16 protein-coding genes are annotated in these 16,341 nt (G+C 41.0%); 10 read left to right on the forward strand and 6 right to left on the reverse strand.

Features of this window, described 5'->3' with window-relative positions:
- Window positions 1-15: 15 nt before the first annotated feature.
- The 10 genes from C9J40_RS09290 to cobB all read left to right on the forward strand — a co-directional run bounded on the left by C9J40_RS09290 (window position 16) and on the right by cobB (window position 10,278).
- Complete coding sequence (locus C9J40_RS09290; protein ID WP_107208198.1) at window positions 16-510, forward strand: DUF3305 domain-containing protein; 495 nt, start codon at window positions 16-18, stop codon at window positions 508-510.
- On the forward strand, window positions 500-1,195 hold the full coding sequence (locus tag C9J40_RS09295) for a DUF3306 domain-containing protein (RefSeq protein WP_107246634.1): 696 nt from the start codon (window positions 500-502) through the stop codon (window positions 1,193-1,195). Before C9J40_RS09290 ends, C9J40_RS09295 begins: the two co-directional genes overlap by 11 nt.
- A 300-nt stretch (window positions 1,196-1,495) precedes the next feature.
- Window positions 1,496-3,151, forward strand: coding sequence for a 4Fe-4S binding protein (locus C9J40_RS09300; protein ID WP_107246636.1), 1,656 nt, complete (start codon window positions 1,496-1,498; stop codon window positions 3,149-3,151).
- A gap of 9 nt (window positions 3,152-3,160) precedes the next feature.
- A complete protein-coding gene (locus C9J40_RS09305; protein WP_005367775.1) occupies window positions 3,161-3,778 on the forward strand; it encodes a molecular chaperone in 618 nt (205 codons plus the stop codon).
- Window positions 3,779-3,875: 97 nt separating this feature from the next.
- Complete coding sequence (locus C9J40_RS09310; RefSeq protein WP_107208201.1) at window positions 3,876-4,070, forward strand: twin-arginine translocation signal domain-containing protein; 195 nt, start codon at window positions 3,876-3,878, stop codon at window positions 4,068-4,070.
- Window positions 4,071-4,083: 13 nt separating this feature from the next.
- A complete protein-coding gene (locus tag C9J40_RS09315) occupies window positions 4,084-6,942 on the forward strand; it encodes a formate dehydrogenase subunit alpha (protein ID WP_107246638.1) in 2,859 nt (952 codons plus the stop codon).
- A gap of 11 nt (window positions 6,943-6,953) precedes the next feature.
- Window positions 6,954-7,571: a formate dehydrogenase FDH3 subunit beta gene (fdh3B, locus tag C9J40_RS09320; RefSeq protein ID WP_005367779.1), complete on the forward strand. Its 618-nt coding sequence runs from the start codon at window positions 6,954-6,956 to the stop codon at window positions 7,569-7,571.
- Window positions 7,572-7,666: 95 nt separating this feature from the next.
- Window positions 7,667-8,737 carry a formate dehydrogenase subunit gamma gene (locus C9J40_RS09325; protein WP_107246639.1) on the forward strand — a complete coding sequence of 357 codons (1,071 nt, stop codon included), beginning with the start codon at window positions 7,667-7,669 and terminating at the stop codon, window positions 8,735-8,737.
- Between the two features lie 177 nt (window positions 8,738-8,914).
- The gene (locus C9J40_RS09330; RefSeq protein WP_107208204.1) at window positions 8,915-9,421 is read left to right on the forward strand and encodes a prepilin-type N-terminal cleavage/methylation domain-containing protein; all 507 of its coding nucleotides are present in this window, start codon (window positions 8,915-8,917) and stop codon (window positions 9,419-9,421) included.
- A gap of 143 nt (window positions 9,422-9,564) precedes the next feature.
- Window positions 9,565-10,278 carry a Sir2 family NAD+-dependent deacetylase gene (gene cobB / locus C9J40_RS09335; RefSeq protein ID WP_107208205.1) on the forward strand — a complete coding sequence of 238 codons (714 nt, stop codon included), beginning with the start codon at window positions 9,565-9,567 and terminating at the stop codon, window positions 10,276-10,278.
- Window positions 10,279-10,344: 66 nt separating this feature from the next.
- On the opposite strand, the gene C9J40_RS09340 is transcribed toward cobB, so the two are convergent.
- The 6 genes from C9J40_RS09340 to potA form a co-directional block, all read right to left on the reverse strand.
- Window positions 10,345-10,791 (reverse strand): glycine zipper family protein, encoded by a 447-nt coding sequence (locus C9J40_RS09340; protein ID WP_107208206.1) that lies wholly within the window; start codon window positions 10,789-10,791, stop codon window positions 10,345-10,347.
- 191 nt (window positions 10,792-10,982) lie between these two features.
- Window positions 10,983-12,038, reverse strand: coding sequence for a spermidine/putrescine ABC transporter substrate-binding protein PotD (gene potD, locus C9J40_RS09345; protein WP_107208207.1), 1,056 nt, complete (start codon window positions 12,036-12,038; stop codon window positions 10,983-10,985).
- A gap of 304 nt (window positions 12,039-12,342) precedes the next feature.
- Complete coding sequence (locus tag C9J40_RS09350) at window positions 12,343-13,380, reverse strand: extracellular solute-binding protein (protein WP_107208208.1); 1,038 nt, start codon at window positions 13,378-13,380, stop codon at window positions 12,343-12,345.
- Window positions 13,381-13,564: 184 nt separating this feature from the next.
- Window positions 13,565-14,335, reverse strand: a complete 771-nt coding sequence (gene potC / locus C9J40_RS09355) for a spermidine/putrescine ABC transporter permease PotC (protein WP_045084112.1) — start codon at window positions 14,333-14,335, stop codon at window positions 13,565-13,567.
- Window positions 14,335-15,192 (reverse strand): spermidine/putrescine ABC transporter permease PotB, encoded by an 858-nt coding sequence (gene potB, locus C9J40_RS09360; protein WP_045128969.1) that lies wholly within the window; start codon window positions 15,190-15,192, stop codon window positions 14,335-14,337. Before potB ends, potC begins: the two co-directional genes overlap by 1 nt.
- Entirely contained in the window at window positions 15,176-16,294 is a 1,119-nt protein-coding gene (gene potA / locus C9J40_RS09365; RefSeq protein WP_045129697.1) for a spermidine/putrescine ABC transporter ATP-binding protein PotA, read from the reverse strand. The genes potB and potA overlap by 17 nt, the downstream gene beginning before the upstream one ends.
- Between the last annotated feature and the right edge of the window lie 47 nt (window positions 16,295-16,341).

Here is a 16,341-nt window from a genome sequence, read left to right on the forward strand (position 1 = left end):
ATGTAAGGAGTCATTGTGCCAGAACAAGTAAAGCTAGAAATAAAGAAAGATGAAAGTATTTGGCCTATTTATTTTCGACTTCAAGCAGAAGAGAAACAAGTTGGGCGTTGGACGACATACGCATGGACGATTGAAGATCTTTGTTTGAATGGTGAACAAGACTCAAACGTAGCACTTGTAGAAATCGGTGCTGGTAATTACATGCTGCCGTTAGAATTATTTCGTGATGAACGTATGGAATATCGCTTTAACTTAAACGCACAAGATCCGCATTTATTTTTTGTTTGTGCCGAAGAAGATGAACAACTTAAACCTGTATTAATGACGGCAGCTCAAGGGGTTGCAGCGCGTTATATGGATGGAGATTATGTTGTTCTTCACATTCAAATCCCATTGCCTATTCAAGTCTGGATGGAAGCGTATCTTGGACGACACGGTGAATTAGAAGAGTGTAAACGTCGAGGCGGTGGCAAAGGTAAAAAGCAAAAAGGGCGTTCAAGTGGCAACTAATTTTTTTCAACGTTGGTCTCAAAGAAAATTAACCAAAACAGAAGATGAATCTGTTGATGAGACATTAACTCTCGAAAGTGCTGAAACGGCCCCTGAACAAGATGTAGTTGTTACCGAAAATACGGCTTCAAATGCAGATGTTATTGAACCTGTTGAAACGGACAAAGCATTAGATAATCAATTAGATAAAACTGATTTAGTCGCTGATGACACCCCTGATATTGCACTGACGCATGATGATGTATCAACCGTGACTTACGATTCTGGCGTTGCATCATTTATGAAAGAGTCGGTTGAGAAATCAGTTAAGAAAGCAGCATTACGTAAGTTATTTCATTCAGAAGAATTTAATTATATCAGTGACATGGATGATTGCACTGAAGACTTTAGCAACATCCCAACGTTAGATCCTGCCATCGCTTCTCAAATGCGTGGTTGGGTAAATCAAGCGGTAGAGAAAGTAACTGATATGGTTGAAGATTTAAGCAGTGAAACGATGTACAACTCTGAGTTAGACAATAAGGCTGAACAGTCTGAATTAGCGCTAACAGCAACAGAGCAAACATCCTTAACTTCTCAAGATACTCTCCAGTCAACAATATCTTCATCTACGGATAATGGTGCTGAGGATGAAACTAACCCTACAACGGTTTCTCCAGAGAAAAATTCAGCACAAGAGATTTAAGTTTATAGAGTGAGACAAAAAGGGAACTAAAACCTTATTAAATGTTGGGACATTTTGGCGCGATGGGTCTTTTGCGCTAGGACAAAATGTCTCAATGCTGGTGGGTGTAATTATCCACCTCCGACTTTAGTTCCTTTTAAGTCATTTTATTCCGTGAAAAGTTGGATCGGTTATTGCTCTATATAGAGTGGAAGAAGCCAAAAACGAAAGTCAGATTTTATTGTAGAAAAACTTTAAGACATAACTTCGTTACTTCTTCAATCGGCACTGACTAGCGGTGACGGGCAAACAGGAATAAGAATGTTAAAAAGTACACTAGAAGCATTTTCTGATACAAACGGTAAAGCGCGTGCTGCTGCCATTAATGGCACAGTAGAGCTAACAAATTTAATTCCACCTACGGTTACCTATGAGAGCCGTGGGGATTTGTTGATCGTGGGTACTCAGGAAAACATCATTGCACTTGCTGAACAGTTTTCAGAACTTAATAGCGTCACCTTGCTGTCAACGGATGCAACAGGCGAAAAATCAGGACTGTCTAATCTTTACTTTAGCCATGACGTATCAGCACAAGGTTATCTTGGCGCGTTTGAAGTAACTTGTCAGGTTGCAGGTCAATTGACCAAAGCGAATTTAGCAAAAGTGGCTATCGGTCGTGATTGCTTTGATTTGATCTTAGATATGACAGAAAACGGCATTATGTCGTTAGAAATTCCTGCGCCGGGTTATTACGCGGTAGGTAGTCGTAAAGATAAACTGGCTCAGCTGGTGGAAGAACTACCGGCTATGATGGGGACTTTTGATAAACCTAAATACTTTCGCCTAAATCCTGATCTTTGTGCGCATTCATCGCGTGGTGTTTCAGGTTGTGATCGTTGTTTAGATGCATGTCCTGCTGGTGCGCTAAGCAGTGATGGGGTAGAAATTGCGATTGATCCTTACCTTTGTCAGGGTGTTGGCACGTGTGCTACAGCTTGTCCAACAGAGGCGATCACATACGCATTACCTGATCCTCAAAATACACAAAACTTTGTTCATCGTGTTCTTACTCGTTATAAGCAAGAGGGCGGTGAGAAACCAACATTACTTTTGTACGGCAATCGTGATGAGAAAGCGGTGACTGCTGCATTAGCAACGTTTCCAAGTTCAGTTATTGCGATTGCATTAGAAGAGCTTGCAACTGTTGGTGTTGATACATGGTTTAGTGCATTGGTTTATGGTGCGCATCAAGTTCTTCTTGCGACTAACACAAAATATATTCCTGCCACGATTGATCGTGTTTTATCGAATGAGCTTGCAATGGCTCAACGTTTCTTAACCGAAATGGGTTATGACGCTGATCGTATTTGTCTGTTTGATTTTAGTGATGTTGAAAACTTTGTTTCTTATGACGATGCACTAGTTTCTCCTGTTACAGAGGCTTTAACTGGCTCTAAACGTGAAAAACTATTTACTTCACTTGAAATGCTTTACACCGAAGCGAGTACAAAACCAGAACAATCTTCCGTTGTAGAAAAAGCGCCTTATGGTTCTGTTTCATGTGACACAACGGATTGTACGTTATGTATGAGTTGTGTGGCAGTTTGTCCAACTCGCGCTTTACATGCCATTGGTGATCGTCCAGGACTTCTATTTATTGAAGAGGACTGTGTTCAATGTGGTATGTGTGAAAAAGCATGTCCTGAAAAAGTCATTTCATTAGAACCTCGTTTTAATTGGGATTGGCATGCTCGTAAAGAAGCGCGTCTTGTTCATGAAGAGCCTGCGGCTTGTTGTATCAGTTGTGGAAATGCATTTGCGCCAGCATCTATGGTGAAAATGTTAACTGAAAAACTTCAAGGACATTCTCACTTCCAAGGTGATGCTATTCGTCGTTTATCCATGTGTGAAGATTGTCGTGTTCGCGATATTTTCGAACAAATGGAAAAAGATCCAGAAAGTCAGGCTCGAGTTTAAGGAACGAAGATGGAAACAATTGCTATGAGCCCAGCTCAAACGTCATTGAATGAAGACGCAGTACTTCGTATTGAAATTTATAACATGCTTGCACATTTATTTCGTCAAGCGCCTGATCAAAATGTATTGAATTTTTTGGCTGATATAGATGTTGATACGGCTAATAAACCTCAACAATCTACGATGTCTGCTGCTTGGCCTTTACTGAAACTTGCAGCACAAAAGAGCATGCCACTTGCAGTTGAAGAAGAATATCAAGATGTCTTTATTGGTATTGGTCGCGGTGAAGTTGTGCCTTTTGGATCATGGTATTTAACAGGTTCATTAATGGAAATGCCTCTGGCTTATCTTCGACGAGATCTTAAGCAATTAGGATTTGAACGTGATGAGTCAGTGAAAGAACCGGAAGATCATATTGCGGCTTTGCTTGAAGTGATGGCAATGCTAGTTGAAGGCGGTGATGAGCACCTTCAAAAAACGTTCTTTAATCGTCACTTAGCTGAGTGGTGTGAAAAGTTCTGTACCGATGTTAAAGCTGCTAACAGTGCTGTTTTTTATACCGCTGTTGGAGAGCTCGCTTTGCAGTTCTTAACTGTAGAGAAAACACGCTTTTTAGAATCAAAATAATCCCTATACGTTGCTTGCAACGGTTTGATTCAAAGCAATAAAACTAAGGCAAAAACCCATCGTAACTTATTTTAGTGACGATAAAGGAGCAAACTTTATGAGTGAGCAAAAAACCAATGAAAGCCGTCGTCAATTGTTGAAAAACATTGGCTTAACAGTGGCTGCTGGTGCTGTTGCTGCTGGAACGACAACAGCAGTTCAAGCTGTTGAAAAGTCAGAAGAGAAAAAAACAAAAACAACTAAAGGTTATCACGAGACCCAACACATTCGTGATTACTACAACACTTTGTAAGGCGGAGCTCTAAATGAAACTTACTAAACGTTCCGATAAAGTGAGCAAAGCAGAAAACCAACTGGGTATTTCTCGTCGTTCTTTTATTCGTAATACATCTCTAGCTGCGGCTGGTGGCGTTGCAGGTGCAAGCATGTTTGCACCTGGTATGATGAAAAAAGCAGAAGCTGCATCAGAAGATGTGTACGACGCGCCTAAAGTGGTTAAACGTACTATTTGCTCACACTGTTCAGTGGGTTGTGGTATTTACGCAGAGACGCAAGATGGTGTCTGGACTCACCAGGAACCCGCTTTTGATCACCCTTTTAATGCTGGTGGACACTGTGCGAAAGGCGCAGCACTTCGTGAACATGGTCACGGTGCACGTCGCGTAAAATACCCAATGAAACTTGTTAATGGCAAGTGGAAGAAACTGAGCTGGGAACAGGCGTTAGATGAAGTTAGCCAACAAGTGCTTAAGATCCGTGAAGAATCAGGCCCAGATTCTGTTTACTTCCTAGGTTCTGCAAAACATAACAACGAACAAGCTTACATGTTCCGCAAAATGGTTTCTATGTGGGGCTCGAACAACGTTGACCACCAAGCGCGTATTTGTCACTCAACAACAGTGGCAGGTGTAGCGAACACTTGGGGTTACGGTGCAATGACTAACTCGTTAAACGACATGCATAACTGTAAGTCGATGTTATTCATTGGTTCAAACCCAGCTGAAGCTCACCCAGTAGCAATGCAGCACATCCTTATCGCGAAAGAAACGAACAGCTGTAAGATTGTGGTTGTCGATCCACGCCGTACACGTACTGCGGCAAAAGCAGATCACTACGTTTCACTTCGTCCAGGTACTGACGTTGCTTTTGTATGGGGGGTGCTATACCACATCTTCAACAATGGCTGGGAAGATAAAGAATTCATCCGTCAACGTGTATACGGTATGGACGAAGTTCGCGCAGAAGTGGCGAAATGGAATCCAAAAGAAGTTGAGCGTGTATCTGGCGTGCCAGAAGATCAAGTTTATCAAACAGCGAAAATGCTGTCTGAAAACCGTCCTGGTTGTGTTGTTTGGTGTATGGGTGGTACTCAGCATACAACAGGTAACAACAACACACGTGCTTACTGTATCCTTGAACTTGCACTTGGCAATATGGGTAAATCAGGCGGCGGTGCAAACATCTTCCGTGGTCACGATAACGTACAGGGCGCAACAGACTTTGGCGTGCTTTCTGACAACCTGCCTGGTTACTACGGCCTATCTGAAGGAGCTTGGAAACACTGGGCACAAGTGTGGGATGTAGACTACTCATGGCTACAAGGTCGTTTCGACCAAAACACTTACAACGGCAAAAAACCAATGAACAGTGCGGGTATTCCTGTCTCTCGTTGGATCGACGGTGTGTTAGAAAACAAAGATAAGATTGAACAGCGCGATAACATCCGCGCCATGTTCTACTGGGGCCATGCTGTAAACTCACAGACTCGTGGTCCTGAAATGAAAACTGCGATGGAAAAACTGGATATGATGGTCATCGTTGACCCATACCCAGGTGTTGCCGCTGTAATGAATGGTCGTACAGACAATGTATACCTATTCCCAGCGACTACGCAGTTTGAAACATACGGCTCAGTAACAGCAACTAACCGTTCTATTCAATGGCGTGATCAAGTTATCGAACCGCTATTTGAATCGAAACCTGATCACGAAATCATGTACTTGCTTTCTAAGCGTCTTGGTTTTGCAGATCAATTATTTAAAAACATTAAAGTTGAAAATAACCGCCCACACATTGAAGACATTACACGTGAATTCAACAAAGGTATGTGGACGATTGGTTACACAGGTCAAAGCCCTGAGCGTCTAAAAGAGCACCAACAAAACTGGCATACATTCAACCGTACTTCTCTTGAAGCGATTGGTGGCCCAGTGAACGGTGAAACTTACGGTCTACCTTGGCCTTGTTGGGGTACGCCTGAGATGAAACACCCAGGTACACACATTCTTTATGATACATCTAAGACGGTGGCACAGGGTGGCGGTAACTTCCGTGCACGTTTTGGTGTTGAGCACAATGGTGTAAGCCTATTGGCTGACGATAGCTACTCATTAGGTTGTGAGCTAGAAGATGGTTACCCAGAGTTTACCGCTAAGATGTTAAAGCAACTTGGTTGGTGGGACGATCTAACAGCAGAAGAGAAAGTGGCTGCTGAAGGCAAAAACTGGAAAACTGATCTTTCTGGTGGTATTCAGCGTGTAGCGATTAAACACGGTTGTATTCCATACGGTAACGCCAAAGCACGTACTGTGGTTTGGACATTCCCAGATGCAGTGCCTATTCACCGTGAGCCACTGTACACACCTCGTCGTGATCTTCTTCCTGAGTACCAAACTTGGGATGATAAAGCACACTTGTTCCGTTTACCAACACTGTACAAGTCAATTCAAGACAAAGATGTATCAAAAGAATACCCAATTATTCTCACATCTGGTCGTTTGGTTGAGTACGAAGGTGGTGGTGAAGAAACGCGTTCAAACCCATGGCTTGCAGAGCTACAAAAAGAAATGTTCGTTGAGCTTAACCTTAAAGATGCAAACGATCGTGGCATTAAAGATGGCGAGATGGTTTGGGTTGAAGGTGCAGAAAAAGGCCGCATTAAAGTGAAAGCGATGGTAACCCCACGTGTTCGTGAAGGCTTAGCATTCTTACCATTCCACTTCGGTGGCGAATTCGAAGGTGAAAGCCTACGTAGTCATTATCCAGAAGGATGTGCGCCTTATGTTTCTGGCGAAGCTGCTAACACAGCAACGACATACGGTTACGATCCAGTAACTCAGATGCAAGAAACAAAAGTCACCCTTTGTAATATCTCTAAAGCGTAAGGAGTCATCAAATGGCACGTATGAAATTTCTTTGTGACTCTAAGCGTTGTATTGAATGCAATGGTTGTGTGACAGCTTGTAAAAATGCTAACTCAGAAGCCGTAGGCTGGGGTATTCAACGTCGTCGCGTTGTGACACTAAACGATGGTCTACCAGGTGAAACCTCTATTTCTGTTGCTTGTATGCACTGTAGTGATGCGCCTTGTATGGCGGTTTGTCCGGCAGATTGTTTTAGTCAAACAGAAGATGGCATCGTTCAGCACGATAAAGATCTTTGTATTGGTTGTGGTTACTGTCTATTTGCTTGTCCATTTGGAGCGCCTCAGTTCCCTAAACAGGAAGCGTTCGCAGAGCGTGGCAAAATGGATAAATGTACTTATTGTTCTGGCGGTCCAAATACTGAACCTGGTTCAGAAAAAGAGCGTGTACTTTACGGCGCAAACCGTATTGCAGAAGGTAAGTTACCAATGTGTGCATCTATGTGTTCGACTAAATCACTACTTGCAGGTGATGCTGAGAAGATTTCTGAAATCTTCAGCAAGCGTGTTGTTGCTCGTGGTGCAAAAGATGCAGGTTGGGCAAGTACTGAAGATCTAGCGTACGACGCAGCAAAAGTTCGTAAAGCGTAATTGTCTTTATTTGGGCTCAACATAAGTGTTGAGCCTAAATATTAGATCTCGGATGTAACAAAATATCTGTTCAAATTGAGCAGGCAGGAGCTTTAATGACTAAGCGAATTCAACGCTGGTTAACGGTATTCGTTACCGCATTAATGGTTGCGTTTTCTGTCCAAGTGATGGCAAACGAAGCCACTACATCAACCAGTAGCGAGCAACTGGGCGAATCTGTGGTAAAAAAAGAAGTCATAGGTTTTGCAGGTGCTGATTATTGGCGAGCGGTCAAGGATGGCGAAAAAGGGTATACCACATCGGGTTGGCCTGAGCATGATGTGTTGATCAGTGTGCCTGGTCAAACATGGTATATCTTAAAAGAAAAGTGGATGTCACCACTTGGCGCGATGGCTATTTTTGGCAGCCTTGTGATGGTAACGCTAGCCTACTTTGTGGTAGGCCCTCTTAAATTAAGTAAGCCTAAAACAGGTCGTAAAATTCAGCGTTGGAGCCGGATGGATCGTGCTTTACACTGGAGTTTGGCATTCACATTTTTAACGTTAGGTTTTAGCGGTTTAACTCTTGTTTACGGTAAACATTTTATTAAACCTATCGTCCCAACAGAAGTGTGGGGCTGGATCATTTATGCCGCGAAACAATACCATAACTATATGGGGCCATTATTTGCAATCATTCTTCTTTTAGTGGTCGTTAAATGGTGGCGTAAGAGTATCTTCAATAAAGTTGATATTGATTGGTTTAAAAAAATGGGTGGTATGGTGGGCAAACATAAAGGCTCACACCCTAAAGCTGGTTTCTCAAATGGTGGTGAAAAAGCACTGTTCTGGCTACTTGCCTTCTTTGGTGTATTCATTGTCGTGAGTGGTTTTGTTTTAGATTTTCCAATTTTCGACCAAACGCGTCGACACATGGAATTATCAAATCTCGTACACATGATTTCAGCACTTATTCTGATCTGTGGCTTTATTTTCCACATCTATATTGGTTTATTCGGTATGGAAGCGGGTCTTGACGGCATGGTAACTGGTGAAGTGGATGAAACGTGGGCGCGTGAACACCACAGCGAATGGTTTGAAGAAGTAAAAGATCTGCCTGAAAACCAACCAGGATACAGTGAATCACAGCAGCATGAAGCGAAGAGTAAACCTTCGTCTAATGCATAATCATAGTTAGTGATTTTTAAAACCGACATTCGTGTCGGTTTTTTTATACCTAAAATTCGAGCTTAATGTTTATTTTGTTACTTATAGCTATTCATTCATCCTGTTAAGTTTTTGTACAATAAAGTAAAATACTACTGCCAATAATATCAATAATAAAACATTAAAAAGGATTAATTGATGAGGAATAAAGCAGGATTTACCCTGATTGAAGTTGTTATTGTTATCGTCATTCTCGGTATCCTTGCTGTTACTGCGGCTCCTAAATTCCTCAATATTTCTTCAGATACGTATCGCGCCAAGCTACATGAGCTTAAAGGATCTATGACTGAAATATCTCGGATTATCTACGGAAAAGCTGTAATACAAGGCGATGAAAATGATATTACCGGCCGTAAAAAGGTAGAGGGGATCGCTATCTGGAATGGTTACCCGAAAGCAATATATGTCGGTATTGGTTTAACGATTGTGGATTTTAATAAAAACTGGGCATTTAACCAAGATAAGACGGGTTCTAATTCACATAATGGTGGTGAGCGTGTTTTTGTTGCGACTTTTCTCAAAAAACTGGATAGAAAAGACAAAGATGATGTTAATAAAATCAAAGCGACCAATTGTTATTTAAGTTACAAAGAAAATAACACTGGGGGCGAACCTATTATTACAATTATTGATTCAGGTTGCTGATCTAACTGTGATACTGAAAAGTTTATTTACACGGTTTTGTAGGGTGAAATCACGCATAATTAAGAACCTAGATTGTTAGGGTTAAATTCTTTGTATTTCAGTGCTATAAAGGCAGTATAAATACTGAAATAAAGGATGTTCATATGCTTTTTCCCTATAAAAATATCGTTGTACTTACGGGTGCAGGTATCTCGGCTGAATCGGGCATCCGAACTTTCCGTGCCGCTGATGGTTTATGGGAAGAACATCGTGTTGAAGATGTTGCAACACCAGAAGGCTATTTACGTGACCCTGAGCTTGTGCAACGCTTTTATAATGCGCGTCGAGCCCAAATCGAGAATGGCTCTGTAGCGCCTAATGCTGCACATATTGCACTTGCTAAACTTGAACAAGAATTAGATGGTAACGTGACTATTGTTACGCAAAACATTGATAATTTGCATGAGAGAGCAGGAAGTAAAAATGTCATTCATATGCATGGAGAGTTATTAAAAGCACGATGCTGTGAATCAGGACAAACAATTGAATGGCATGGTGACTTAACGACCTGTGATCATTGTCATTGTTGTCAAATTCCTGCACCGATGCGTCCTGATATTGTATGGTTCGGTGAGATGCCAATTGGAATGGATAGAATTCATGATGCCATTGTGAAGGCGGATTTATTCATTTCTATTGGTACTTCTGGCAATGTATATCCAGCAGCTGGATTTGTACATGAAGCTGCTTTACAGGGCGCTCATACGATTGAATTAAATCTTGAACCAAGTAACGTAGAAAATGAATTTGAAGAAAAACGTTATGGTAAAGCTTCTGAATTAGTACCTGCTTATGTAGACGAAATATTATCTGCTTAATAAAAAAGCCTCAAGTTTGAGGCTTTTTTATTATAAGAACAAAACGTGAGCATGTTTTTCGATTAATTAAGATATATCGTAAACGTGATAACCTTTTTGTAATAAGCATTGGCGAAGAACGGATGACTTTTTATGTTTTTCATCTTTAGATGCTTCATTAGAGCCTGCTACGTATCCGCCAGCTGCACCAACAACAGCACCTAATGCAGTTACAACTCCTGGATGTTTTATCGTATCGTAATTATCCGAATCGTAAGCGCCTGCACCAAACGCTGTAGCACCTGCTAGAGTGCCAATTACTACATCTCTCTTTTTTGTTGCTGACGTCATTTCAGGTGTTGAAACACTATCAGCAAAATGGTTGCAGTAATCATAATCTTTTTGATATTGAGCAGTATCAACACCATTCATGTCAACGACGAGTTCTTTATCGACTGGTGTCATCGGGGCGCTACAAGCCGAAAGGGTTGAAACGAATAAAACGGGGATTAGCGCTTTAAATTTTGTAGACATTATAACCTTATAACTTACATCTAAAATGGTTGTTATAGCTTATATAGAAATTCTGAATCAAAACTGTATGAGTAAATTGTCATAATTATTGAATGGTTATATGATTTTATTAGGTTATAGATAACCGTCTGACTCAAATAAAAAAACCGAGCATTTAGCTCGGTTTTTTTGCATTTAACGATGAGTGGCTATTATTCACCAGCTTTTAGTTTTTGGAAGTATTCTTCGTAAACTTCAGTCATAGGACCAACGCTGTTCTGCCATTCACCTGCATCCATTACAGATTGTGGTGGGTAGATGCTTGGATCGTTAACGAAATCTGCTGGAAGCAGTTTCTTAGCGGCAGCAACTGGTGTTGGGTAACCAATTTGTAGTGCGATCTTCGCAGCGATGTCTGGACGAAGTAGGAAGTTGATCATCTTGTATGCATTGTCGATGTTCTTCGCATTCTTAGGAATAGAGATGTTATCCATCCAGAAGATTGCGCCTTCTTTTGGCCATACGATGTCGATTGGAGCGCCATCTTTACGTGCCATGTAAGCAGAACCATTCCAAAGCATACCGAGTGATGTTTCACCAGCCATGTATGGGTTAGCAGGGTAGTCTGAGTTAAATACTAATACGTTTGGCATTAGTTTCTTCAACTCTTCATATGCTGCTTTGATTTGCTTAGGATCTTCAGTGTTACCAGAGTAACCAAGTTTACGAAGCGCTACGTGGAATACTTCACGTGCATCATCCATCATCATTAGCTGACCTTGCCATTTAGGATCCCATAGGTCTGCCCAGCTAGTGATTTTAGACTTGTCGATCATGTCTGTGTTAACACCGATACCCGTTGCTCCCCAAATGTATGGAATAGAGTAGTCGTTGTTAGGATCAAAAGGTTTATTTAAAAAGTTAGGATCTAGACCTGCGAAGTTTGGAATTTTAGAATGGTCGATTTTTTGAAGCATACCTTCATTACGCATTTTAGCTACATAATAAGTAGAAGGAACAACAAGGTCGTAACCTTTATCGTAGGTCTTTAGCTTGGCGTACATCGTCTCATTCGACTCGTAAGTCGAATAAATAACTTTAATGCCTGTTTCTTTTGTGAACTCTTCTAAAACATCTGATGGGATGTATTCAGACCAGTTGTAAAAGTACAGCTCATTAGATTTATTGCTATCATCGGCAGTCGCAACGTTCGAAAACATTGACATTGCACATGCAGCACCGGCCATTAATAAAGACCATTTTTTCATTGTGTTAGCTCCTAACTAAACAGGATATCGAGAGTGTTCTCTAGCGGTATTGACCGCTTCTCCTAATTGGTTGTCGACGCATGATACATGCAGAAACAGATGTTGATTATAAAACAGAGTTATTATAGCAGAGATTATTCGTCGAGCGCATCACAAAACAAGAGTAATTTGTCTGTTAAATTCCGCTATCATATTGATAAATAACAAACATGATAAGTAAAACCTTAGAAAATAACACAACTAACCATGTTTATTAATAAATAACAAATATAAAAAAAGCTGCCATTGGCAGCTTTTGTTTTACTTATTGATCCGCTTTTAATTCAAGGAAATAATTTTCGTAGCGGATATTCATGTCACCAACTGAATCTTGCCACTCACCACGATCAAGATCTTCTTGTGGTGGGAATAGAGTTGGGTCATCTTTATATTTAGCGTTAGATTTTTCTACTGCCGTGAGGTAGCCGGTTTGCTCTGAAATTTGAGCGGCAATATCTGGGCGTAGTAGGAAGTCGATCATCTTATGTGCTGCTTCTACATTCTTCGCGTTTCTAGCTATTGCTAAACTATCAACCCAGAAAATACCGCCTTCTTTTGGCCAAACAAGTTTAATTGGTAAACCTTCTTTTTGTGCTGCTGCTGCTGAGCCATTCCACAACATACCTAGACCCACATCACCCGCTAGGTAGGGCGCTGCAGGGTTATCTGAGTTAAATACCAGTACGTTTGGCATGAGTTTCTCAAGCTCTGCTTTCGCTTCGTCAATTTCTTTTGGGTTGGTAGTGTTGCCAGAGTAACCTAGCTTACGTAATGCAATATGGAAGACTTCACGGGTGTCGTCCATTAGCATTAATTGACCTTTAAGGTCAGGATTCCATAAGTCTGCCCAGCTGTCGAAATCTTCTGGGTCGTACATATCAGTATTAACCGCAAGACCTGTCATTGCGATTACGTGTGGAATTGAGTAATCGTTATTTGGATCAAAAGGTTTATCTAAGTAGTTCTTATCAAGCTCAGTAAAGTTCGATAGCTTTGATTTATCAATTTTTTGCAACATACCTTCGTCGCGCATTTTCGCAACAAAGTAAGTTGATGGCACAACCAGATCGTAACCTGTAGGGTGGGCACGAAGTTTTGCATACATGGTTTCATTCGACTCGTAAGTCGAGTAGATCACTTTAATACCTGTCTCTTTCGTGAATTGTTCACGAAGCTCAGTAGAGATATACGGCCCCCAGTTCATAAATACTAACTGTTTGTCTTTCTCTTCTTCTGAAGCAAAAGCATTAAAACTTGCTGAAAGTAGGGCTGTACTAATAACAAGAGATGACCATTTTTTCATTAGAGTGTCTTCGTAGTGAATGCGATAAAAAGTGGCCGAAATTTAGAGCAAGTTTCCGTTTTTAGATAGCAAAAAAGTGTTTGAAAATGTTACAGGAGAATATATTTAAAGGTCATTGAATAATATGTAAAAAAAATGGCTAACTGAATACAGTTAGCCATTTAGCATTAGCTGTTGTTGATGCTTACTTTATTTTGTCTCGAGCCAGTAATTGTGAGCAAATAACCAGAACAAGAGAAACTATCAACATCACTGTCGCTAGGGCGTTCACCTCAGGTGAAATACCGACTTTAACCATTGAGTAAATCTTCAATGGTAAGATTTCGTAAGTTGGACCCGTTACGAACGAGCTTACAATTACATCATCTAGCGATAGGGTGAAGCTTAATAGCCAACCTGCAGCAACTGCGGGTTTAGCCAATGGTAGGATAATCTGCTTTAAGATAACCCACTCACTAGCGCCCAAGTCACGTGCTGCTTCAAGCATTTTCACATCAAAGCCTTTTAATCGGCTGTAAACTGTTACAACAACAAAAGGTAAACAGAATGTGATATGAGAAAGCAATAGCGTTAAGAAGCCTAAGTTCGCACCCAATAGTAAGAACAGTGCAAGTAGCGAGATTGCCATTACGATGTCTGGAGACATCATAACGAGAAATAGCATACCTGATACAAACTTCTTACCTTTAAAGTTATAACGAAATAAAGCAACAGCCGTTAAACTACCAATTAGGGATGCTGCTGTTGCAGAGAACACAGCGATAGTGATCGAGTGTCCTGCCGCTTGCATTAAACTGTCATTGTTAACCAGTTGCTCATACCATTTAGTGGTAAAGCCACCCCATTTCATACCGAATTTGCTTTCGTTGAATGAGTTAACAATCAGGATAATGATAGGGGTATATAAAAATGCATATACCACCGACATAAAGCTAAATTTAAACAAGCGTCCCATTATTCAAGCTCCACTTTTTTGTTCAGCAACTTACCTGCACGGTAGTAGGCATACAGCATAATTGCCATTGCTAACGTAAGGGCAATACTTGTTGCAGAACCAAATGGCCAATCTCGCGCGTTTAAAACCTGACTCTTAATAACATTACCAATCAGTAAGTTCTTCGCGCCGCCTAAAAGGTCGGAAACGTAGAACATACCCAAAGCAGGCAGTAATACCAATAAACAACCTGCAATAACACCAGGCATGGTTAGTGGGAAGATCACTTTAATAAAGGTTTGAACCTTATTTGCGCCCAAGTCGCGAGCTGCTTCAATGTAGTTATTATCAAGCTTTTCGATAGCGGAGTAGAGTGGTAGCACCATAAATGGTAGCAAGATATACACTAAACCGATCATTACTGCGTACTCGGTGTACATAATACGCAGTGGCTTATCGATAATATCGAGATACATTAATGTGTTATTTAAAATACCACGCGTACCCAACATCAGTTTAAGGCCATATGTACGAATTAGAGAGTTAGTCCAAAATGGTACGATAACCAAAAACAGCATAAATGGACGCCATTTCTCTGGCATTTTTGCAATGGCATAAGCAAAAGGGTAACCAATTACTAAACACAGAATGGTTGCTGTGATTGCCATGTAAAAAGAGTGCCAAAGTACTTTTGCGTACAGTGGATCAAACAGTCTTTCATAGTTATCAAACGTGAAGACCATTTTGATTAGATTTGCATCATCACGCGTTAGGAAACTCGTTCCTATAATCATTAAGTTAGGTACAAATACAAACAGTACTAACCAACTAACAACTAACGCGATAATGAAATTCTGTAAATTAAACTTCTTGCTCATCAGCGAGTACCACTTCCCAACTTTCAATCCAAGTAATGGCAACTTTTTGGTCAAGAGAGTGGTCTACGTCAGGGTCATCTTCGTTGAAGAATTCGCTAACCATCACAGACTTGCCAGACTCTAACTGCACCACAGAATCCAATGTCATACCTTTATAGGTACGTTCACGAACATAACCAACGATGCCGTTAGTTTCGTCACCGTTATGGATCTCTTCGATAAGAATGTCTTCAGGTCGAAGTAATACTTTAACCTTATCACCAACATTCACATCTAAATCACAGTGGATCAATGAGTGGCGACCTTCAACATCAGCCATGATACGTTTTTCGTCTAAACGCTCTTTAACTGTTGCATCAAATACGTTGATTTCACCGATAAAGTGGGCAACAAATAAATTCGTTGGTTCTTCATAAATTTCACGAGGTGAACCATCTTGCTCAACGTGACCATCGCGCATAACAATGATGCGATCAGACATAGATAAGGCTTCTTCTTGATCGTGTGTTACGAAAATAAAGGTAATGCCTAACTTACGCTGTAGTTGTTTCAACTCAAGCTGCATCTGTTTACGTAATTTGTAATCAAGTGCAGACAGTGATTCATCAAGTAAAAGAACTTTTGGTTTGTTTACAACCGCACGAGCAATCGCAACACGTTGTTGCTGACCACCGGACAGTTGATGAGGTTTACGAGGGGCAAACTTTTCAAGTTGCACCATACGCAATGCTTCCATTACACGCGGCTCAATATCACTCGCGGGTACTTTTTGCATGCGTAAACCAAACGCGACGTTCTCAAACACTGTCATATGTGGGAACAGTGCGTAACTCTGAAACACCGTGTTTACTAGACGTTGTTCAGCAGGAATGTCTGTAACATCTTTGCCATCAATGGTGATCTGCCCATCATCGGCAGTTTCAAATCCAGCAATTAGACGAAGTACTGTGGTTTTACCACAGCCTGATGGACCTAGAATGGTTAGAAACTCACCATTGTTTACGTTTAGGTCCAAACCTGAAATGATCTGCTTACCGTCAAAGCTTTTGCTAAGACCCTTCAGCTGAATGACAGGTTTCTGAGATGTTTTTTCAGCGTTCAATTCTACGTTATCTCCACCCTGGGATTATTTGGTTAAATCCCAACATT

The sequence above is a fragment of the Photobacterium sp. GB-72 genome (assembly GCF_003026095.1).
Classification (GTDB): domain Bacteria; phylum Pseudomonadota; class Gammaproteobacteria; order Enterobacterales; family Vibrionaceae; genus Photobacterium.